This is a genomic window from Escherichia sp. MOD1-EC7003 (assembly GCF_002965065.1).
Classification (GTDB): domain Bacteria; phylum Pseudomonadota; class Gammaproteobacteria; order Enterobacterales; family Enterobacteriaceae; genus Escherichia.
In genome coordinates this window covers 24,268-44,633 of sequence record NZ_PTRE01000069.1, presented here as the reverse complement: position 1 = coordinate 44,633, position 20,366 = coordinate 24,268, and the positions used below count along the sequence as shown (strand labels likewise).

At 50.6% G+C, this 20,366-nt stretch carries 20 protein-coding genes and 1 pseudogene; 16 read left to right on the top strand and 5 right to left on the bottom strand.

Annotated features, from left to right (window positions below; all coding sequences use genetic code 11):
* The first annotated feature begins 28 nt into the window (after nt 1-28).
* Nucleotides 29-1,537 (top strand): YdgA family protein, encoded by a 1,509-nt coding sequence (locus tag A7090_RS13270; protein ID WP_105274375.1) that lies wholly within the window; start codon nt 29-31, stop codon nt 1,535-1,537.
* A 1-nt stretch (nt 1,538) separates the two neighbouring features.
* Here A7090_RS13270 and A7090_RS26575 read toward each other — a convergent pair.
* The 3 genes and pseudogenes from A7090_RS26575 to malI all read right to left on the bottom strand — a co-directional run.
* Nucleotides 1,539-1,655, bottom strand: a pseudogene (locus A7090_RS26575) (hypothetical protein); the annotation flags it as partial.
* Nucleotides 1,656-1,854: 199 nt separating this feature from the next.
* Nucleotides 1,855-2,445 carry a TetR/AcrR family transcriptional regulator gene (locus A7090_RS13265; protein WP_105274374.1) on the bottom strand — a complete coding sequence of 197 codons (591 nt, stop codon included), beginning with the start codon at nt 2,443-2,445 and terminating at the stop codon, nt 1,855-1,857.
* 192 nt (nt 2,446-2,637) lie between these two features.
* Complete coding sequence (gene malI, locus A7090_RS13260; RefSeq protein ID WP_032280932.1) at nt 2,638-3,666, bottom strand: mal regulon transcriptional regulator MalI; 1,029 nt, start codon at nt 3,664-3,666, stop codon at nt 2,638-2,640.
* 174 nt (nt 3,667-3,840) lie between these two features.
* Here malI and malX point away from each other — a divergent pair, with 174 nt between their 5' ends.
* From malX to add, 3 genes are all read left to right on the top strand, one after another.
* Nucleotides 3,841-5,433, top strand: a complete 1,593-nt coding sequence (gene malX / locus A7090_RS13255) for a PTS maltose transporter subunit IICB (RefSeq protein ID WP_105274373.1) — start codon at nt 3,841-3,843, stop codon at nt 5,431-5,433.
* A gap of 9 nt (nt 5,434-5,442) precedes the next feature.
* Nucleotides 5,443-6,615: a bifunctional maltose regulon transcriptional repressor/cystathionine beta-lyase MalY gene (malY, locus tag A7090_RS13250; protein WP_105274372.1), complete on the top strand. Its 1,173-nt coding sequence runs from the start codon at nt 5,443-5,445 to the stop codon at nt 6,613-6,615.
* Nucleotides 6,616-6,719: 104 nt separating this feature from the next.
* Nucleotides 6,720-7,721, top strand: coding sequence for an adenosine deaminase (gene add / locus A7090_RS13245; protein ID WP_105274371.1), 1,002 nt, complete (start codon nt 6,720-6,722; stop codon nt 7,719-7,721).
* A gap of 96 nt (nt 7,722-7,817) precedes the next feature.
* Here add and A7090_RS13240 read toward each other — a convergent pair whose 3' ends face one another.
* Complete coding sequence (locus A7090_RS13240) at nt 7,818-8,858, bottom strand: oxidoreductase (RefSeq protein ID WP_105274370.1); 1,041 nt, start codon at nt 8,856-8,858, stop codon at nt 7,818-7,820.
* A gap of 242 nt (nt 8,859-9,100) precedes the next feature.
* Here A7090_RS13240 and blr point away from each other — a divergent pair, with 242 nt between their 5' ends.
* From blr to gstA, 12 genes are all read left to right on the top strand, one after another.
* The gene (gene blr / locus A7090_RS13235; protein WP_105274394.1) at nt 9,101-9,226 is read left to right on the top strand and encodes a division septum protein Blr; all 126 of its coding nucleotides are present in this window, start codon (nt 9,101-9,103) and stop codon (nt 9,224-9,226) included.
* A 271-nt stretch (nt 9,227-9,497) separates the two neighbouring features.
* Nucleotides 9,498-9,713, top strand: coding sequence for a transcription modulator YdgT (gene ydgT / locus A7090_RS13225; protein WP_105274369.1), 216 nt, complete (start codon nt 9,498-9,500; stop codon nt 9,711-9,713).
* An 85-nt stretch (nt 9,714-9,798) separates the two neighbouring features.
* A complete protein-coding gene (locus A7090_RS13220) occupies nt 9,799-10,239 on the top strand; it encodes a DUF2569 domain-containing protein (RefSeq protein ID WP_105274368.1) in 441 nt (146 codons plus the stop codon).
* A gap of 76 nt (nt 10,240-10,315) precedes the next feature.
* A complete protein-coding gene (rsxA, locus tag A7090_RS13215; RefSeq protein ID WP_000133193.1) occupies nt 10,316-10,897 on the top strand; it encodes an electron transport complex subunit RsxA in 582 nt (193 codons plus the stop codon).
* Nucleotides 10,897-11,475, top strand: a complete 579-nt coding sequence (rsxB, locus tag A7090_RS13210; RefSeq protein ID WP_105274367.1) for an electron transport complex subunit RsxB — start codon at nt 10,897-10,899, stop codon at nt 11,473-11,475. Before rsxA ends, rsxB begins: the two co-directional genes overlap by 1 nt.
* Nucleotides 11,468-13,594 carry an electron transport complex subunit RsxC gene (rsxC, locus tag A7090_RS13205; RefSeq protein ID WP_105274366.1) on the top strand — a complete coding sequence of 709 codons (2,127 nt, stop codon included), beginning with the start codon at nt 11,468-11,470 and terminating at the stop codon, nt 13,592-13,594. Before rsxB ends, rsxC begins: the two co-directional genes overlap by 8 nt.
* Nucleotides 13,595-14,653 carry an electron transport complex subunit RsxD gene (gene rsxD / locus A7090_RS13200; RefSeq protein WP_105274365.1) on the top strand — a complete coding sequence of 353 codons (1,059 nt, stop codon included), beginning with the start codon at nt 13,595-13,597 and terminating at the stop codon, nt 14,651-14,653.
* A gap of 3 nt (nt 14,654-14,656) precedes the next feature.
* Nucleotides 14,657-15,277, top strand: coding sequence for an electron transport complex subunit RsxG (rsxG, locus tag A7090_RS13195; protein WP_105274364.1), 621 nt, complete (start codon nt 14,657-14,659; stop codon nt 15,275-15,277).
* A gap of 3 nt (nt 15,278-15,280) precedes the next feature.
* The gene (rsxE, locus tag A7090_RS13190; RefSeq protein WP_098027609.1) at nt 15,281-15,976 is read left to right on the top strand and encodes an electron transport complex subunit RsxE; all 696 of its coding nucleotides are present in this window, start codon (nt 15,281-15,283) and stop codon (nt 15,974-15,976) included.
* Nucleotides 15,976-16,611: an endonuclease III gene (gene nth / locus A7090_RS13185; RefSeq protein WP_105274363.1), complete on the top strand. Its 636-nt coding sequence runs from the start codon at nt 15,976-15,978 to the stop codon at nt 16,609-16,611. Before rsxE ends, nth begins: the two co-directional genes overlap by 1 nt.
* 610 nt (nt 16,612-17,221) lie before the next feature.
* Entirely contained in the window at nt 17,222-18,724 is a 1,503-nt protein-coding gene (dtpA, locus tag A7090_RS13175) for a dipeptide/tripeptide permease DtpA (protein ID WP_105274361.1), read from the top strand.
* A 105-nt stretch (nt 18,725-18,829) separates the two neighbouring features.
* Nucleotides 18,830-19,435: a glutathione transferase GstA gene (gene gstA, locus A7090_RS13170; RefSeq protein WP_105274360.1), complete on the top strand. Its 606-nt coding sequence runs from the start codon at nt 18,830-18,832 to the stop codon at nt 19,433-19,435.
* A 43-nt stretch (nt 19,436-19,478) separates the two neighbouring features.
* Here gstA and pdxY read toward each other — a convergent pair whose 3' ends face one another.
* The gene (gene pdxY / locus A7090_RS13165) at nt 19,479-20,339 is read right to left on the bottom strand and encodes a pyridoxal kinase PdxY (RefSeq protein WP_123056951.1); all 861 of its coding nucleotides are present in this window, start codon (nt 20,337-20,339) and stop codon (nt 19,479-19,481) included.
* Nucleotides 20,340-20,366: the final 27 nt, after the last annotated feature.

Here is a 20,366-nt window from a genome sequence, read left to right as displayed (position 1 = left end):
GCCTGATTTCATTTTATGGATAATTATTATGAATAAATCGCTGGTCGCGGTAGGCGTCATTGTTGCGCTAGGCGTAGTCTGGACAGGCGGCGCATGGTATACAGGCAAGAAGATTGAAACCCATCTCGAAGACATGGTCGCGCAGGCGAACGCGCAACTCAAACTAACAGCGCCGGAATCCAACCTGGAAGTGAGTTATCAAAACTATCATCGCGGCGTATTCAGCAGCCAGTTGCAACTGTTGGTGAAACCCATGGCCGGGAAAGAAAATCCGTGGATTAAAAGCGGTCAGAGCGTCATCTTCAACGAATCGGTTGATCATGGTCCCTTCCCGCTTGCCCAGCTTAAAAAACTGAATCTGATCCCGTCGATAGCATCAATTCAAACCACGCTGGTCAATAACGAAGTAAGCAAACCACTGTTTGATATGGCAAAAGGTGAAACGCCTTTTGAGATTAACTCCCGCATTGGTTACAGCGGTGATTCCAGTTCCGATATTTCGCTCAAACCACTGAATTACGAACAAAAGGATGAAAAGGTCGCCTTTAGCGGCGGCGAGTTCCAGTTAAATGCTGACAGAGACGGCAAAGCCATTTCCCTTTCCGGGGAGGCGCAAAGTGGTCGGGTTGACGCGGTTAACGAATACAACCAGAAAGTGCAGTTAACCTTTAATAATCTGAAAACCGACGGTTCCAGCACACTAGCAAGTTTTGGTGAGCGCATCGGCAACCAAAAACTGTCGCTGGAAAAAATGGCTATTTCTGTTGAAGGCAAAGAACTGGCACTGCTGGAAGGCATGGAAATCAGCGGTAAATCAGACCTTGTGAATGACGGTAAAACGATCAATAGCCAACTGGATTACTCGCTAAATAGCCTGAAGGTACAGAATCAGGATCTGGGCAGCGGCAAACTGACTTTAAAAGTCGGCCAGATTGATGGCGAAGCCTGGCATCAGTTTAGCCAGCAATATAACGCGCAAACTCAGGCGCTGCTGGCACAGCCAGAAATTGCCAACAATCCCGAACTTTATCAGGATAAAGTGACAGAAGCCTTCTTTAGCGCCCTGCCGCTGATGTTGAAAGGCGATCCAGTGATTACTATCGCGCCGCTAAGCTGGAAAAACAGTCAGGGTGAAAGTGCGCTGAATCTGTCGCTGTTCCTGAAAGATCCGGCAACATCTAAAGAAGCGCCGCAAACGCTGGCTCAGGAAGTGGACCACTCGGTTAAATCTCTGGATGCGAAACTGACCATCCCGGTGGATATGGCAACTGAGCTGATGACTCAGGTAGCGAAGCTGGAAGGTTATCAGGAGGAGCAGGCGAAAAAACTGGCGAAACAGCAAGTTGAAGGTGCGTCAGCAATGGGGCAGATGTTCCGTCTGACTACCTTGCAGGACAATACCATTACTACCAGCCTGCAATATGCTAACGGTCAGATAACGTTAAACGGGCAGAAAATGCCACTGGAAGATTTTGTTGGCATGTTTGCAATGCCAGCGCTTACCGTTCCAGCAGTACCGACCATTCCGCAACAGTAATTCACCGCCAAAACGCCGGAGAGAAAATTCTCCGGCGTTTTGGCATACCGTCATACTGAATACTCATTTTCACATCCCAGTAATTCAGGCGGTCGCCCAGCCCCCTGCCATCGCCCTTTACCGGCGGCAAGAAAGAAATAACAGCGTTGAAAGATGCCACAAGTTCGCTCTAGCATCTTGAGAAGGATACAACCTCATGACATATGTCTACGGTGAATATTATGGGGGAACTCTCTGACCGAGAGACTGTTTTTTGTACAGGAAAATTAAGGTATGAAACGCGGGCACAGTTGTCACCAGCCCGCGGAAAGAGAGAATCATGATACGGTTAATATACCGCCAATCATCGCGCGCAATCCCTGAACAAACGACGCTTCACGCGCCAGCTCTTCCACGTCGAGATCGGCCAGTACACCATAGGTCAGATCCAGCAATAAACGTGAGGTCATTGCCGTGTTAATGTCTGGGCTTATCTCGCCTTTTTGCTGGGCATCACGCATCCGCTGGGCAACCAATTCGGTGATTGTCAGATGCTTATTTTTAAGCATGGCGGCGATCTGTGGGTTACGCATCCCTTCTGCCATGATTTCGACCACCAGCGCCCGTTGCCCAAAGGCTTCGTGGGAGAGAGAGACAATAGACTCGAGCATATAGTCAACAAAATGAATCTCTTCAATCGGTTCCCGGAAACGGGCCAGCGCCCTCTCCTGGTCCTGTAAGATAATCGCCTGAATCAAGGCTTCTTTAGAGATGAAATGGTGATAGAGCGTCCCTGGACTGATAGAACAGGATTTACAGATGGCTTTCATCGAGGCACTGTGAAATCCATTTCCTGAAAAAATCTCTCTGGCAGCAGTGAGGATCCGGGTCCGTGTCGGTTGTGCTTCAGTCTGCATGTTATCCATCATTAAACCATTATAGTTAGTGAATAACGAGTTTACCGCGTTGTCAGGTGAGCGCCTATCATTGCTGTTGAATAGTGCGAAGGCACACTCGACTCATGAACTTTTCACCCAATAATTGGTTAACCAATGACACTTACTGGGCAGGGACATTAATGAGTTGAACACGCTATCCCGGTATAGCAGATAAAAAGAGGATTATTTCGCCGCAATGAGCCGGGCGGGGATAATAAGATTGCGTGAATGCGTCTCTTCATGGGTGATTTTTTGCATCATGCGATCCGCAAGTGTGGTACCAAGTTCCCGCGCAGGCGTGCTGGCCCAGATAACGGGTATATCATCAAGTGTGGTTGGTGTCGCATCGGTAAATGCCGCCAGCGAAACCTGTTGCTCGAAGTAACGATCGACTCCGCTTTCCCCACTTTGCCGCCCTGCTTTCAGCAAACCAAACCATGCCCCCATCGCTATGGTTTCGTTATAGCAAACCACGGCGCTGATAGTCGGGTTATGACGCAAAAGCGCCGTGATAGCTTCCGCAGCTTGCTTCTGGCTGGAAGTGCACTCCAGCACCCAATCGCTATGAAAAGGCAGGCCAAATTTTAGTAGCGTTGCACAATACCCCCCCACCCGTTCTGCACGGGTTAATGAGGAACTTTGCCCTCCCAGCCAGGCGATACGCTGATGCCCATTGCGAATGAGATGTTCCGTCAACAACTGTGCAGCCTGCATGTTGTCCGGGCGAACCGTATCAACATCATCAAGATAACTGGCACGGGAAGCGAAAATCACCGGGATAGCTTTTTCTTCTGCCATCCGTCGCAGGTCATCGCTGCTTCCTGCGGCCCCGGCAATTACCACACCATCGACACCCTGATTCAGTAACAGTGAAAACCGCTGTGCCAGCTGCTCGCCATCTTTACCGCCGTGAAGCAAAAAAACCATCCGTCCCTGCGCCTCCAGAGCTTCCGTCAATCCGGCCGTTAATTCGGCGTAAAACGGTGCAGATAAATCACGGACGATCAAACCAATGACGCCGCTTTGCCCGCCGCGCAGTGCCGACGCCTGACGATTGCGCACGAATCCCAGCTCTTCAATGGCGGCGTTGACGCGTTCTCCTGTGGCGGTAGAGATTCGCCCTTTGCCACTAAGCACCAGCGAAACGGTACTGACCGACACGCCCGCAGCCAGCGCAACATCATGAATGGTGATTTTTTTGGCGGTAGCCATACAGATGACCGACTCCCTGATTATGTGACAGATAAAACGTTTTACCTTTTATTTATCTTATACCCGCTATTATCGTTGCGTAATGTGATTTATGCCTCACTAAAATTTGATAAAACGTTTTATCTTCTCGCGCAATTTACTGAATCCAGATAGTTCTCTACGAGGAGTCGTTTTATGACGGCGAAAGCAGCACCGAAAGTCACGCTGTGGGAGTTCTTCCAGCAGCTAGGCAAAACCTTCATGTTACCCGTGGCATTATTATCGTTCTGCGGCATTATGCTCGGCATTGGTAGTTCTCTTAGCAACCATGATGTCATCACCCTGATCCCGGTATTGGGCAACCCCGTGTTGCAGGCTATCTTTACCTGGATGAGTAAAATTGGCTCGTTTGCTTTTAGTTTCCTTCCCGTCATGTTCTGTATCGCCATCCCGCTGGGTCTGGCACGCGAAAACAAAGGCGTGGCAGCATTCGCTGGCTTCGTCGGTTACGCGGTAATGAACCTCGCCGTTAACTTCTGGTTGACCAATAAAGGCATTCTGCCGACCACGGACGCCGCTGTTCTGAAAGCCAATAACATCCAGAGCATTCTTGGGATCCAGTCGATCGACACAGGGATCCTCGGTGCGGTGATCGCCGGTATTATCGTCTGGATGCTTCATGAGCGTTTCCATAATATCCGCCTGCCGGATGCGCTGGCATTCTTCGGCGGTACGCGCTTCGTGCCAATCATCTCCTCGCTGGTGATGGGCCTTGTCGGTCTGGTGATTCCGTTAGTCTGGCCGATTTTCGCCATGGGTATTAGCGGATTAGGCCATATGATCAACAGCGCGGGAGATTTCGGACCGATGCTGTTTGGTACGGGTGAACGTCTGCTGTTGCCGTTTGGTCTGCATCACATTCTGGTGGCATTAATTCGCTTTACCGACGCAGGCGGCACGCAGGAAGTCTGCGGTCAAACCGTCAGCGGCGCACTGACCATCTTCCAGGCGCAATTGAGTTGCCCGACCACTCACGGTTTTTCTGAAAGCGCCACGCGTTTCCTTTCGCAAGGCAAAATGCCTGCGTTCCTCGGCGGTCTGCCAGGTGCGGCGTTAGCGATGTATCACTGTGCACGCCCGGAAAATCGCCATAAAATTAAAGGTCTGCTAATTTCAGGCCTGATCGCCTGTGTTGTTGGCGGCACCACCGAACCGCTGGAATTCCTGTTCCTGTTCGTAGCGCCGGTTCTGTATGTCATCCACGCGCTGTTAACCGGACTCGGCTTCACCGTCATGTCAGTGCTCGGCGTCACTATCGGTAATACCGACGGCAATATCATCGACTTTGTGGTGTTCGGCATCCTGCATGGTCTGTCAACCAAGTGGTACATGGTGCCAGTGGTGGCGGCAATCTGGTTTGTTGTTTACTACGTCATCTTCCGTTTCGCTATCACCCGCTTCAATCTGAAAACCCCGGGTCGCGATAGCGAAGTTGCCAGCTCAATCGAAAAAGCCGTTACCGGTGCGCCGGGTAAATCAGGTTATAACGTTCCGGCAATCCTGGAAGCCTTAGGCGGTGCCGACAATATTGTCAGCCTGGATAACTGCATTACCCGTTTGCGTCTGTCAGTGAAAGATATGTCGCTTGTTAATGTGCAGGCACTGAAGGACAATCGGGCAATTGGCGTAGTACAACTTAATCAACATAACCTGCAGGTTGTTATCGGACCACAAGTTCAGTCAGTAAAAGATGAAATGGCCGGTCTGATGCATACTGTCCAGGCATAAGGATAAGATATGTTCGATTTTTCAAAGGTCGTGGATCGTCATGGCACATGGTGTACGCAGTGGGATTATGTCGCTGACCGTTTCGGCACTGTTGACCTGCTCCCCTTCACGATTTCAGACATGGATTTTACCACTGCCCCCTGCATTATCGAGGCGCTCAACCAGCGCCTGATGCACGGCGTGTTTGGCTACAGCCGCTGGAAAAACGATGAATTTCTCGCGGCTATTGCCCACTGGTTTTCCACCCAGCATTACACCGCCATCGATCCTCAGTCAGTAGTGTATGGCCCTTCTGTTATCTATATGGTCTCAGAACTGATTCGTCAGTGGTCTGAAACAGGTGAAGGCGTGGTGATCCACACTCCCGCCTATGACGCATTTTACAAGGCCATTGAAGGTAATCAGCGTACAGTAATGCCCGTTGCTTTAGAGAAGCAGGCTGACGGCTGGTTTTGCGATATGGGCAAGCTGGAGGCCGAGTTAGCGAAACCAGAATGTAAAATTATGCTCCTGTGTAGCCCACAGAATCCTACCGGCAAAGTATGGACGTGCGATGAACTGGAGATCATGGCTGACCTGTGCGAGCGTCATGGTGTGCGGGTTATTTCCGATGAAATCCATATGGATATGGTTTGGGGCGAGCAGCCGCATATTCCCTGGAGTAATATGGCGCGCGGAGACTGGGCGTTGCTAACGTCGGGATCGAAAAGCTTCAACATTCCCGCCCTGACCGGTGCTTACGGGATTATAGAAAATTGCGCCAGCCGTGAAGCCTATTTATCGGCACTCAAAGGACGTGATGGGCTTTCTTCCCCTTCGGTACTGGCGTTAACTGCCCATATCGCCGCCTATCAGCAAGGCGCACCGTGGCTGGATGCGTTACGCGTCTATCTAAAAGATAACCTGACGTATATTGCAGATAAAATGAACGCCGCGTTCCCTGAACTCAACTGGCAGATCCCGCAATCCACTTATCTGGCCTGGCTTGATCTGCGTCCGTTGAATATTGACGACAACATGTTGCAAAAAGCACTTATCGAGCAAGAAAAAGTCGCGATCATGCCGGGGTATACCTACGGCGAAGAAGGTCGTGGTTTTGTCCGACTCAATGCTGGTTGCCCACGTTCGAAACTGGAAAAAGGTGTTGCTGGATTAATTAACGCCATCTGCGCTGTTCGTTAACCTCAATTGCGCAACGAAAAATAAACGTTGCGCAATCGTGGATTTTTATCCTGATTTGTTTTTATAATGGTGCGCACTTTTATATCCAGAAAAAGAGTGCGACCATGATTGATACCACCCTGCCATTAACTGATATCCATCGCCACCTTGATGGCAACATTCGTCCTCAGACCATTCTTGAACTTGGCCGCCAGTATAATATCCCGCTTCCTGCACAATCCCTGGAAACACTGCTCCCCCACGTTCAGGTCATTGCCAACGAACCCGATCTGGTGAGTTTTCTGACCAAACTTGACTGGGGCGTTAAAGTTCTCGCTTCTCTTGATGCCTGCCACCGCGTAGCAATTGAAAACATTGAAGATGCTGCCCGTAACGGCCTGCACTATGTCGAGTTGCGTTTTTCACCGGGCTACATGGCAATGGCACATCAGCTGCCAGTCGCGGGTGTTGTCGACGCGGTGATAGCTGGCGTACGTGAAGGTTGCCGCACCTTTGGTGTGCAGGCGAAGCTTATCGGCATTATGAGCCGGACCTTCGGCGAAGCCGCCTGTCAGCAAGAACTGGAGGCCTTTTTAGCCCACCGTGACCAGATTACCGCGCTTGATTTAGCCGGTGATGAACGTGGTTTCCCCGGAAGTCTGTTCCTTTCTCACTTCAACCGCGCGCGTGATGCTGGCTGGCATATTACTGTCCATGCAGGCGAAGCCGCCGGACCGGAAAGCATCTGGCAGGCGATTCGTGAACTGGGGGCTGAGCGCATTGGACACGGCGTAAAAGCCATTGAAGATCGGGCGCTGATGGATTTTCTCGCCGAGCAGCAAATTGGTATTGAATCCTGTCTGACCTCCAATATTCAGACCAGCACCGTGGTGGATCTGGCCGCACATCCGCTGAAAACATTCCTGGAGCATGGCATTCGCGCCAGTATTAACACTGACGATCCTGGCGTACAGGGAGTGGATATCATTCACGAATATACCGTTGCCGCGCCGGCTGCCGGGTTATCCCGCGAGCAAATCCGCCAGGCACAGATTAATGGTCTGGAAATGGCTTTCCTCAGCGCAGAGGAAAAACGCGCGCTGCGAGAAAAAGTCGCCACGAAATAAGAACATGCCTGATAAGGCGCGTAAGCGTCGTATCAGGCATTAAGCTTATCGCCGGATGCGGCGCAAGCGCTTTGTCCGGCCTAAATTCTTCAGTATTTACGCCAGACACAGCGTCGCGCGATGTTTGGCAGATTCGATACCCAGTTCAATCAACTCCATTACCTGGATTGCCTGGCTTGCCGGAACCGGATTTTCACCATCACCATTTAACGCATCACGAATAGCCGCATAGTAAGCCGGATAATTCCCCGGCACCGTCAACAGCGTTTCTTCGACACACTCCTCACCGTCCACGCGGGTAAGTACGCCATCACGCATATCGTAGCCCCAGTCTTCCTGCGGCAGACGCTCGCCATTTTTCAGACGTTCTTCCTGTGGATCGACGCCATATTTCACATAACTGCCTCGGGAACCATGCACGATATAGCGTGCTGACTCAGCTGCTGCCAACATGGTGCCGTGTAAAATGACTCGCCGCTGCGGATAGGACAAGATGGCGTGGAAATAATCGGTCGACTGCGCTCCGGGCCGTAGCTGTGCCAAATCCACCGTCATGCTGACCGGTAAACCAAATAACGTAATGGCCTGATCAAGAAGATGCGGCGCTAAATCGTACCAGATACCGCTGCCAGGGCCGCCCTGTTCACGCCAGCGATCGCGCACCTGTGGACGGAAGCGATCAAAATGAGACTCAAAATAAGCGACTTCACCCAGCACACCTTCCGCGAGCAAACCTTTTAGCGTCAGGAAATCACTATCCCAGCGACGGTTATGAAATACAGACAGCACACGCCCCAGGCTTTTTGCCAGCGCATCCAGCTCTCGCGCTTGTGACAGTGTCACGGTGAAAGGTTTATCAACGACCACATGTTTACCCGCCTCAAGCGCCGCTTTGGCTAACGGAAAATGGGTATCGTTGGGTGTAGGAATGACAACCAGGTCTATGCTGGGATCGTTAAACAGATGTTTCGGCTCAGAGACAACCGTAACCGTTGGCCAGCCGGCTTTTACTTTTGCTTCATCACTGCTGGAAATTACCGCCAGTTCCAGCCCGGGCGTGCCCGCAATCAGGGGCGCATGGAAGGTTTTGCTCGCATAACCATACCCAATCAACCCAACACGGATGTTGTCGCTCATGTCATTGCCTCTCATTGAAGTATGATGGCTATTTGACACTATCCTTTACCCTCGCTCAACAATTTAATAACCGGCCAACCATAAGGGAAGTTATTTAACTTAAGTCAAAAAAATAGCGAATTTTCCAACAACAAAAGCTAAATATCGCAAAAACCTCAGTAAAAATCTTGCTGGAGCTATTATTGCTAAGTAACATTTACCCCCTGAAGTTAATGGATCAATCAACATAGATGTGGGCAGTAATGAATCGTCTTATTGAATTAACCGGTTGGATCGTTCTTGCCGTTTCAGTCATTCTTCTTGGCGTGGCGAGTCACATTGACAACTACCACCCCCCTGAACAGAGTGCTACGATACAACACAAGTAAACTCTGTGCTTGTAGAGCAACATGCCGCCCATCCGGGTGCATGTTTCTACTTGTCGGATATTAAACCAGGAATTTATTATCTTGTGCGATGCTGTTGGTGATTGTCAGGGATAGTAAATCGAGTTATTCTTTTCAGAGCAGTTTTCATCCCTGGATATTTGGCATCAGCGCATTCTTATTATTGTAATAACACAAGCGTTCACTTTTGGTGAGATTTTACCATCACTAATAATACCTCCCCCTTTGGTATTAATTATTTTATGGACCTTTTATGACTGTTCAGGACTACTTATTAAAATTTCGCAAAATTAGTTCACTCGAAAGTCTGGAAAAACTCTACGACCATCTTAATTACACCCTGACGGACGATCAGGAACTGTTCAATATGTATCGTGCCGCCGATCACCGCCGCGCAGAACTGGTTTCTGGCGGGCGTTTGTTTGACCTCGGCCAGATACCGAAGTCCGTCTGGCACTATGTCCAATAAAGAAAGTAGCGATCGGTTATAAAAGCCTTATAATCACGCCCCTAAAATTAGATTTGCCTGTTTGCGTCGCTATTCTGGAGAACCTATGACCACCACAACGCCACAACGTATTGGAGGCTGGTTGCTTGGCCCGTTGGCCTGGCTTTTAGTCGCTCTGTTGAGCACGACGCTGGCGCTGTTGCTATATGCCACTGCGTTGTCTTCTCAGCAAACATTTCAAACGCTCGGCGAACAAGCACTGACAACACAAATCTTATGGGCCGTTTCTTTTATAACCGCTATCGCCATGTGGTATTACACATTGTGGTTGACCATCGCTTTCTTTAAACGTCGGCGTTGTGTTCCTAAACACTATATTATCTGGCTGCTTATTTCCGTATTACTGGCAGTAAAAGCGTTCGCTTTTTCACCCGTGGAAGATGGCATAGCCGTTCGCCAGTTGCTGTTTACTTTGTTGGCAACCGCATTGATCGTCCCCTATTTCAAACGCTCGTCGCGGGTGAAAGCGACGTTTGTGAATCCGTAATAACCTTACAGTTAACCTGTTGTCGCCTGCTCTGGATTAACGGATAATAGGCGGCTTTTTTATTTCAGGCCAAAAAATGACTGACTACCTGTTACTGTTTGTCGGAACTGTACTGGTCAATAACTTTGTACTGGTCAAGTTTCTCGGTCTCTGTCCGTTTATGGGGGTTTCCAAAAAGCTGGAAACCGCGATGGGCATGGGGCTGGCAACAACGTTTGTGATGACGCTGGCGTCTATTTGCGCCTGGCTTATCGACACGTGGATTTTGATCCCGCTTAATCTGATTTACCTGCGCACCCTGGCGTTTATTCTGGTGATTGCTGTGGTTGTGCAGTTCACCGAGATGGTGGTGCGCAAAACCAGCCCGGTGCTTTACCGTCTGCTGGGGATTTTTTTGCCGCTTATCACCACCAACTGTGCAGTGCTCGGCGTGGCGTTGCTGAATATCAATCTCGGCCACAATTTCTTGCAGTCGGCACTGTACGGTTTTTCTGCCGCTGTCGGTTTCTCGCTGGTGATGGTTCTCTTCGCCGCCATCCGCGAACGCCTTGCTGTGGCTGATGTCCCGGCACCTTTTCGCGGTAATGCCATTGCGTTAATTACCGCAGGTCTTATGTCTCTGGCCTTTATGGGCTTTAGTGGTTTGGTGAAGTTGTAATGAATGCTATCTGGATTGCCGTTGCCGCCGTGAGCCTGCTGGGCCTGGCGTTTGGCGCCATTCTGGGGTATGCCTCCCGCCGTTTTGCGGTGGAAGACGATCCGGTCGTTGAGAAAATTGACGAAATCTTACCGCAGAGCCAGTGTGGCCAGTGCGGTTATCCCGGCTGTCGCCCTTATGCGGAAGCCATCAGCTGTAACGGTGAAAAAATCAACCGCTGCGCCCCTGGAGGCGAAGCTGTGATGCTAAAAATTGCCGAGTTGCTTAATGTCGAGCCGCAGCCGCTGGATGGCGAAACGCAAGAACTAACACCAGCGCGGATGGTGGCGGTTATTGATGAAAATAACTGTATTGGCTGCACTAAATGTATTCAGGCGTGTCCGGTAGATGCCATCATTGGCGCTACCCGTGCCATGCATACGGTCATGAGTGATCTCTGTACTGGCTGCAATTTATGTGTTGATCCGTGCCCGACACACTGCATCTCGTTGCAACCGGTCGCAGAAACACCTGATTCCTGGAAATGGGATCTGAACACCATTCCCGTGCGTATCATTCCCGTGGAACACCATGCTTAAGTTATTCTCTGCATTCAGAAAAAATAAAATCTGGGATTTCAACGGCGGCATCCATCCACCTGAGATGAAAACCCAGTCCAACGGTACGCCGCTGCGCCAGGTACCACTGGCGCAGCGTTTTGTCATTCCACTGAAACAGCATATTGGCGCTGAAGGTGAGTTGTGCGTTAGCGTCGGTGATAAAGTATTGCGCGGCCAGCCGCTTACCCGTGGTCGCGGCAAAATGCTGCCGGTTCACGCCCCCACCTCGGGGACCGTTACGGCTATTGCGCCCCACTCTACGGCTCATCCTTCAGCCTTAGCTGAATTAAGCGTGATTATTGATGCCGATGGCGAAGACTGCTGGGTCCCGCGCGACGGCTGGACCGACTATCGCTCTCGCAGTCGGGAAGCGTTAATCGAACGCATTCATCAGTTTGGTGTTGCCGGGTTGGGTGGTGCGGGCTTCCCGACAGGCGTTAAATTGCAGGGCGGTGGTGATAAAATTGAAACGTTGATTATCAACGCAGCCGAGTGCGAACCGTACATTACTGCCGATGACCGTTTAATGCAGGATTGCGCGGCTCAGGTCGTAGAGGGTATTCGCATTCTTGCGCATATCCTGCAGCCACGCGAAGTTCTTATCGGCATTGAAGATAACAAACCGCAGGCGATTTCCATGCTGCGCGCAGTGCTTGCGGACTCCCACGATATTTCTCTACGAGTGATTCCAACCAAATATCCTTCTGGCGGCGCCAAACAATTAACCTACATTCTGACCGGGAAGCAGGTTCCACATGGCGGCCGCTCGTCCGATATCGGCGTATTAATGCAAAACGTCGGCACCGCTTACGCAGTGAAACGTGCCGTTATTGATGGCGAGCCGATTACCGAGCGTGTCGTGACCCTGACTGGCGAAGCAATCGCACACCCTGGTAACGTCTGGGCACGACTGGGTACGCCAGTGCGCCACTTATTGAATGATGCCGGATTCTGTCCTTCTGGCGATCAAATGGTGATTATGGGCGGCCCGCTAATGGGCTTTACCTTGCCGTGGCTGGATGTCCCGGTCGTAAAAATTACCAACTGTCTGTTGGCTCCTTCAGCCAATGAATTTGGCGAACTACAGGAAGAACAAAGCTGCATCCGTTGTAGCGCCTGTGCTGACGCCTGCCCTGCGGATCTTCTGCCGCAACAGCTGTACTGGTTCAGCAAAGGTCAGCAGCACGATAAAGCCACCACACATAACATTGCCGACTGCATTGAATGTGGGGCTTGCGCGTGGGTTTGCCCGAGCAATATCCCCCTGGTGCAATATTTCCGCCAGGAAAAAGCTGAAATTGCGGCAATTCGTCAGGAAGAGAAACGCGCGGCAGAAGCCAAAGCGCGTTTCGAAGCACGCCAGGCTCGTCTGGAACGCGAAAAAGCGGCTCGCCTTGAACGACATAAAAGCGCAGCCATTCAACCTGCCGCTAAAGATAAAGATGCGATTGCTGCCGCTCTGGCGCGAGTGAAAGAGAAACAGGCCAGGGCTACACAGCCTGTTGTGATTAAAGCGGGCGAACGCCCGGATAACAGTGCAATTATTGCAGCACGGGAAGCCCGTAAAGCGCAAGCCAGAGCGAAGCAGGCTGAATTGCAGCAAACTAACGACACAGCAACCGTTGCTGATCCACGCAAAGCCGCCGTCGAAGCCGCTATTGCCCGTGCCAAAGCACGTAAGCTGGAACAACAACAGGCTAACGCAGAACCAGAACAACAGGCCGATCCGCGCAAAGCCGCCGTCGAAGCCGCTATTGCCCGTGCCAAAGCACGCAAGCTGGAACAACAACAGGCTAACGCAGAACCAGAACAACCGGTCGATCCACGCAAAGCCGCCGTCGAAGCCGCTATTGCCCGTGCCAAAGCACGTAAGCTGGAACAACAACAGGCTAATGCGGAACCAGAACAACCGGTCGATCCGCGCAAAGCCGCCGTCGAAGCTGCTATTGCCCGTGCCAAAGCACGTAAGCTGGAACAACAACAGGCTAATGCGGAACCAGAAGAACAGGTTGATCCGCGCAAAGCGGCAGTTGCCGCGGCTATTGCCCGCGTTCAGGCCAAAAAAGCCGCCCCGCAAAAGGTTGTAAACGAGGACTAAATGGTATTCAGAATAGCTAGTTCCCCTTATACCCATAACCAACGCCAGACATCGCGCATTATGCTGTTGGTGTTGCTCGCAGCCGTACCAGGAATCGCAGCGCAACTGTGGTTTTTTGGCTGGGGCACTCTCGTGCAGATCCTGTTGGCGTCGGTCAGTGCTCTGTTAGCCGAAACTCTCGTACTCAAACTACGCAAGCAGTCGGTAGCCGCAACGTTGAAAGATAACTCAGCATTGCTGACAGGTTTATTGCTGGCGGTAAGTATTCCTCCCCTCACGCCGTGGTGGATGGTCGTGCTGGCTACGGTTTTTGCGGTGATCATCGCTAAACAGTTGTATGGCGGCCTGGGGCAAAACCCATTTAATCCGGCAATGATTGGTTATGTGGTCTTACTGATCTCCTTCCCGGTGCAGATGACCAGCTGGTTACCGCCGCATGAAATTGCGGTCAACATCCCTGGTTTTATCGACGCCGTACAGGTTATTTTCAGCGGTCATACCGCCAGTGGCGCTGATATGAACACGCTACGCTTAGGTATTGATGGCATTAGTCAGGCGACACCGCTGGATACATTCAAAACCTCTGTCCGCGCCGGCCATTCGGTTGAACAGATTATGCAATATCCGATCTACAGCGGTATTTTCGCGGGTGCAGGCTGGCAATGGGTAAATCTCGCCTGGCTGGCTGGCGGCGTATGGTTGCTATGGCAGAAAGCGATTCGCTGGCATATTCCCCTCAGCTTCTTAGTAACGCTGGCGTTATGCGCAACGTTGGGCTGGTTGTTCTCACCAGAAACACTGGCATCACCGCAAATTCATCTGCTGTCTGGTGCGACCATGCTCGGCGCATTCTTTATTTTGACTGACCCGGTTACCGCTTCTACGACCAATCGTGGTCGGCTGATTTTCGGCGCGCTGGCGGGCTTATTAGTCTGGTTGATCCGCAGTTTCGGCGGCTATCCTGACGGCGTGGCTTTTGCCGTCCTGCTGGCGAACATTACGGTTCCTCTGATCGATTACTACACGCGTCCTCGCGTCTACGGCCATCGCAAAGGGTAAACCATGCTGAAAACTATCCAAAAACACGGCATTACGTTGGCGCTATTTGCAGCGGGTTCAACAGGGTTAACTGCGGCCATCAACCAGATGACCAAAACGACGATTGCTGAACAGGCCAGTCTGCAACAAAAAGCGTTATTTGATCAGGTGCTGCCAACCGAACGCTATAACAATGCGCTGTCGCAGAATTGCTATCGAGTGACTGCACCAGAGTTAGGTAAAGGTGAGCATCGGGTTTACATCGCCAAACAGGATGACAAACCGGTAGCTGCCGTTCTGGAAGCAACCGCGCCAGATGGCTATTCCGGCGCGATTCAGCTGCTGGTAGGAGCCGATTTTAACGGCACGGTACTGGGCACGCGCGTGACAGAGCACCACGAAACGCCAGGGCTTGGCGATAAGATTGAACTGCGCCTTTCTGACTGGATCACCCATTTTGCGGGTAAAAAAATCAGTAGTGCGGATGATGCGCACTGGGCGGTGAAGAAAGATGGTGGTGATTTCGACCAGTTCACCGGCGCGACGATTACTCCCCGCGCGGTGGTTAATGCGGTAAAACGCGCCGGATTGTACGCTCAGACGTTACCGGCACAACTGTCTCAACTTCCTGCCTGTGGAGAATAAACCGTGAGCGAAATTAAAGACGTTATTGTTCAAGGGTTATGGAAAAACAACTCTGCGCTGGTCCAGTTGCTCGGCCTTTGTCCGCTACTGGCAGTCACGTCTACTGCCACTAACGCCCTGGGTTTAGGACTTGCGACAACGCTGGTGCTGACGCTGACCAACCTGACCATTTCGACACTGCGTCACTGGACGCCAGCCGAGATCCGCATTCCCATTTACGTGATGATCATCGCCTCGGTGGTCAGCGCTGTACAAATGCTGATCAACGCCTACGCCTTTGGCCTGTATCAATCGTTAGGGATTTTTATTCCGCTGATTGTCACTAACTGTATCGTTGTGGGTCGCGCTGAAGCCTTCGCTGCCAAAAAAGGTCCGGCACTTTCGGCACTGGACGGCTTTTCAATCGGCATGGGTGCGACCTGCGCGATGTTCGTGCTGGGTTCACTACGCGAAATTATCGGCAATGGCACATTGTTTGATGGTGCTGATGCGCTGTTAGGTAGCTGGGCAAAAGTATTACGCGTAGAGATTTTCCATACCGACTCCCCTTTCCTGCTGGCAATGCTGCCACCAGGTGCATTTATTGGCCTGGGACTGATGCTGGCAGGCAAATACCTGATTGATGAAAGAATGAAAAAACGCCGTGCTAAAGCTGCTGCTGAACGTGCATTGCCAAACGGTGAAACAGGGAATGTCTGATGAACAAAGCAAAACGCCTGGAGATCCTCTCTCGCCTGCGAGAGAACAATCCTCATCCCACAACCGAGCTTAATTTCAGTTCGCCTTTTGAATTGCTGATTGCCGTACTGCTTTCCGCTCAGGCCACCGATGTCAGCGTTAATAAGGCGACGGCGAAACTCTACCCGGTGGCTAATACGCCTTCAGCGATGCTTGAACTGGGCGTCGAAGGAGTGAAAACCTATATCAAAACTATTGGGCTTTATAACAGCAAAGCAGAAAATATCATCAAAACCTGCCGTATCTTACTGGAACAGCATAATGGCGAGGTTCCGGAAGATCGTGCTGCACTTGAAGCCCTGCCCGGCGTAGGTCGTAAAACAGCCAACGTCGTATTAAACACTGCATTCGGCTGGCCGACTATTGCTGTCGATACGCACATCTTCCGCGTTTGTAATCGTACTCAGTTTGCGCCGGGGAAAAACGTCGAACAGGTAGAGGAAAAGCTACTGAAAGTGGTTCCGGCAGAGTTTAAAGTCGATTGCCACCATTGGTTGATCCTTCACGGGCGTTATACCTGCATTGCCCGCAAGCCCCGCTGTGGCTCCTGCATTATTGAAGATCTTTGTGAATACAAAGAGAAAGTTGATATCTGAAGAAACGGGGTAACACCGATTACCCCATCCATAACCTTTCTTTATCCTCTTGTAAAACATCTTTTTAACGTCAATGATGCCGCTATGTCGCGTTATCATCAGGTAATCCGTTTGCAGATAACCAAAAATGCAGGTTAATTGTTTTTTTAATAGCGAAATTTTCTATTCATTCGTGATCAAAATCACGATGCTGTGGCAATGTAAAAACATTGCAAGAACAAGGTTAAAATCATTTAAATTTACACACGCAACAAACATTGACCTACAAAACATTACACTACCTATTTTTCTAAATCTGGACTATCTCACCAGAAAAGACAGCAAATAGCAGAACATATCTCCATTAGACCATCATCCCCCTCTCAATGTAGTGAAAAAATCTGCCGTTACGTTTTTTGAAAAATTTAACGCTGGATAACATTTCCCGGAATGGTTGAATTCCCCACTTCAGTTATATGTAACAGATTATTACAAAGGACTTGTCTGAAAGTGCAAGATAGTGAACATTACCTGCCGTTTCCCCTCCCACTATAACAATTGCGCGTATGTTTTTTAGGCATAACGCGAGAAAGCCCCCCCGTTAATATGGGTTGTAAAAAAAGAGGTAAAAGTGTCCACTGCAAACCAAAAACCAACTGAAAGCGTCAGTTTGAACGCTTTCAAACAACCGAAGTCGTTCTATCTCATCTTCTCGATTGAGTTATGGGAACGTTTTGGTTATTACGGCCTACAAGGAATTATGGCTGTTTACCTGGTTAAACAACTGGGTATGTCTGAAGCGGATTCAATCACCCTTTTCTCCTCCTTTAGTGCCCTGGTTTATGGTCTGGTCGCTATCGGCGGCTGGTTAGGTGACAAGGTACTGGGTACTAAACGCGTAATTATGCTCGGCGCTATTGTGCTGGCGATTGGTTATGCTCTGGTTGCCTGGTCTGGTCACGATGCCGGTATCGTTTATATGGGTATGGCGGCGATTGCGGTCGGTAACGGCCTGTTTAAAGCCAACCCGTCTTCACTGCTTTCTACTTGCTATGAGAAAAACGACCCGCGTCTGGACGGTGCATTCACCATGTACTACATGTCCGTCAACATCGGCTCTTTCTTCTCTATGATTGCTACGCCGTGGCTGGCCGCGAAATACGGCTGGAGCGTTGCATTTGCGCTAAGCGTTGTGGGTCTGCTGATCACTATCGTTAACTTTGCCTTCTGCCAACGCTGGGTTAAGCAGTACGGTTCAAAACCTGACTTCGAGCCTATCAACTACCGTAACCTGCTGCTGACCATTATTGGTGTTGTAGTACTGATCACTGTTGCCACCTGGCTGCTGCACAATCAGGAAGTTGCGCGTATGGCGCTGGGCGTTGTTGCCTTCGGTATCGTGGTTATCTTCGGTAAAGAAGCCTTCTCGATGAAAAGTGCTGCGCGTCGCAAAATGATCGTTGCCTTCATCCTGATGCTTGAAGCAATCATCTTCTTCGTGCTGTACAGCCAGATGCCAACGTCACTGAACTTCTTTGCGATTCGTAACGTTGAACATACTATTCTGGGTATGGCAGTAGAACCTGAACAGTATCAGGCACTCAACCCGTTCTGGATCATTATTGGTAGCCCGATTCTGGCCGCTATCTATAACAAGATGGGCGATACCCTGCCGATGCCGACTAAATTCGCAATCGGTATGGTGATGTGTTCTGGCGCGTTCCTGATTCTGCCGCTGGGTGCGAAATTCGCGTCTGACGCTGGTATCGTTTCTGTAAGCTGGCTGGTAGTAAGCTATGGCCTGCAGAGTATCGGTGAACTGATGATTTCCGGTCTGGGTCTGGCGATGGTTGCACAACTCGTTCCGCAGCGTCTGATGGGCTTCATTATGGGTAGCTGGTTCCTGACCACTGCTGGCGCAAACCTGATTGGTGGTTATGTTGCGGGTATGATGGCGGTTCCGGATAACGTGACCGATCCGCTGATGTCGCTTGAAGTCTATGGCCGTGTCTTCTTGCAGATTGGTATCGCCACTGCCGTTATCGCAGTGCTGATGCTGCTGACCGCACCGAAACTGAATCGCATGACGCAGGATGATGCTGCAGACAAAGCGGCGAAAGATGCTGTAGCGTAAATTTCAGGGAAACTCTTTTACAAGCCGTTAACTTTTCGTTAGCGGCTTTTTTTTTGTTCAGCAACGCACTACCCTACTTTAAACCACAGACAAAAGGAGTTACCGATGAAACTGTTCTACAAACCGGGCGCCTGTTCTCTCGCTTCCCATATCATCCTGCGTGAGAGCGGAAAGGACTTTACGCTCATCAGTGTGGATTTAATGAAAAAACGCCTCGAAAACGGTGACGATTACTTTGCCGTTAATCCTAAGGGACAGGTGCCTGCATTACTGCTGGACGATGGTACTTTACTGACGGAAGGCGTAGCGATTATGCAGTATCTTGCCGACAACGTACCCGACCGCCAGTTGCTGGCACCAGTAAACAGTATTTCCCGCTATAAAACCATCGAATGGCTGAATTACATCGCCACCGAGCTGCATAAAGGCTTTACTCCGCTGTTTCGCCCTGATACACCGGAAGAGTACAAACCAACAACTCGCGCACAACTGGAGAAGAAGCTGCAATATGTGAACGATGCACTGAAGGATGAGCACTGGATCTGCGGGCAACGATTTACGATTGCTGATGCCTATCTGTTTACGGTTCTGCGCTGGGCATACGCGGTGAAACTGAATCTGGAAGGGTTAGAGCACATTGCGGCATTTATGCAACGTATGACTGAACGTCCGGAAGTACAAGACGCGCTGTCGGCAGAAGGCTTAAAGTAATAGCCATCGGCCCACAGGTCACTGTGGGCCGAAATGAGATATTTCAGAGCTCCGTTGCGCTGAAGTAATGTTCAGGTTTGGCAATACGATCCTGAGCAGCAACCACTTGCAGTTCATATTCCTGCATTGCCCTGGTGGTTACCATGATTTCGTATACCGCAGCGGTCACATGTTCCAGCGCCTCCTGCAGCGTTGCCCCCTGAAGTAGTTTCACCAGCAGTAAACCGCTCGTCACATCACCAACACCTACCGGCTGGCGCATACCAAAATCCACCAGCGGACGACTGATATGCCAGGCTTCATCGGCGGTGACCAGCAGCATTTCAAAACGTTCACGGCTGTAGCCAGCTCGCGCCAGGTGTTTAACCAACACAATTTGTGGTCCTTGCGCAATGAGTTCGCGCGCTGCCAGAACCGCTTCTTCGACGTTATTTACCGGATGCTCACAGAGTATTTCCAGCTCAACCAGATTTGGCGCAATGATATCGCTGGCAGGCAAACCGTGACGCACATGAAACTCTGCAACACCCGGTGCAACGATACAGCCTTTTTCCGGGTGTCCCATTACCGGATCGCAAAAATATTTCGCCTGCGGATTCGCTGCTTTCACCTGCCGGACAATACCGAGAATATGTTCACCCTGCTCTGCCGATCCCAGATAGCCACTTAATACGGCATCACAGGTGTGTAATTTATCAATGGCGGCAATGCCTTGCACAATTTCGGTTAAATGGCTGGGCGGCATTACGCAGCCAGTCCATTTGCCGTACTGGGTGTGATTAGAAAATTGAACGGTGTTCAGCGGCCAGACATTCGCGCCCAGGCGACGCATCGGAAACTCTGCCGCACTGTTACCCGCATGACCATAAACAACGTGAGACTGGATAGCGAGAATATTTTTCATCATGTTCCCTGTATAAAAACCAGGGGG

Excerpts from the sequence above, each read along its gene's own strand:
- A7090_RS13240 (WP_105274370.1), bottom strand. The coding sequence starts at position 8,858 with ATGAGCGACAACATCCGTGTTGGGTTGATTGGGTATGGTTATGCGAGC.
- add (WP_105274371.1), top strand. The coding sequence starts at position 6,720 with ATGATTGATACCACCCTGCCATTAACTGATATCCATCGCCACCTTGAT.
- nth (WP_105274363.1), top strand. The coding sequence starts at position 15,976 with ATGAACAAAGCAAAACGCCTGGAGATCCTCTCTCGCCTGCGAGAGAAC.
- pdxY (WP_123056951.1), bottom strand. The coding sequence starts at position 20,339 with ATGAAAAATATTCTCGCTATCCAGTCTCACGTTGTTTATGGTCATGCG.
- rsxG (WP_105274364.1), top strand. The coding sequence starts at position 14,657 with ATGCTGAAAACTATCCAAAAACACGGCATTACGTTGGCGCTATTTGCA.
- rsxA (WP_000133193.1), top strand. The coding sequence starts at position 10,316 with ATGACTGACTACCTGTTACTGTTTGTCGGAACTGTACTGGTCAATAAC.
- gstA (WP_105274360.1), top strand. The coding sequence starts at position 18,830 with ATGAAACTGTTCTACAAACCGGGCGCCTGTTCTCTCGCTTCCCATATC.
- blr (WP_105274394.1), top strand. The coding sequence starts at position 9,101 with ATGAATCGTCTTATTGAATTAACCGGTTGGATCGTTCTTGCCGTTTCA.
- A7090_RS13270 (WP_105274375.1), top strand. The coding sequence starts at position 29 with ATGAATAAATCGCTGGTCGCGGTAGGCGTCATTGTTGCGCTAGGCGTA.
- rsxC (WP_105274366.1), top strand. The coding sequence starts at position 11,468 with ATGCTTAAGTTATTCTCTGCATTCAGAAAAAATAAAATCTGGGATTTC.
- rsxB (WP_105274367.1), top strand. The coding sequence starts at position 10,897 with ATGAATGCTATCTGGATTGCCGTTGCCGCCGTGAGCCTGCTGGGCCTG.
- malX (WP_105274373.1), top strand. The coding sequence starts at position 3,841 with ATGACGGCGAAAGCAGCACCGAAAGTCACGCTGTGGGAGTTCTTCCAG.
- malY (WP_105274372.1), top strand. The coding sequence starts at position 5,443 with ATGTTCGATTTTTCAAAGGTCGTGGATCGTCATGGCACATGGTGTACG.
- A7090_RS13265 (WP_105274374.1), bottom strand. The coding sequence starts at position 2,445 with ATGATGGATAACATGCAGACTGAAGCACAACCGACACGGACCCGGATC.
- malI (WP_032280932.1), bottom strand. The coding sequence starts at position 3,666 with ATGGCTACCGCCAAAAAAATCACCATTCATGATGTTGCGCTGGCTGCG.
- ydgT (WP_105274369.1), top strand. The coding sequence starts at position 9,498 with ATGACTGTTCAGGACTACTTATTAAAATTTCGCAAAATTAGTTCACTC.
- rsxD (WP_105274365.1), top strand. The coding sequence starts at position 13,595 with ATGGTATTCAGAATAGCTAGTTCCCCTTATACCCATAACCAACGCCAG.
- A7090_RS13220 (WP_105274368.1), top strand. The coding sequence starts at position 9,799 with ATGACCACCACAACGCCACAACGTATTGGAGGCTGGTTGCTTGGCCCG.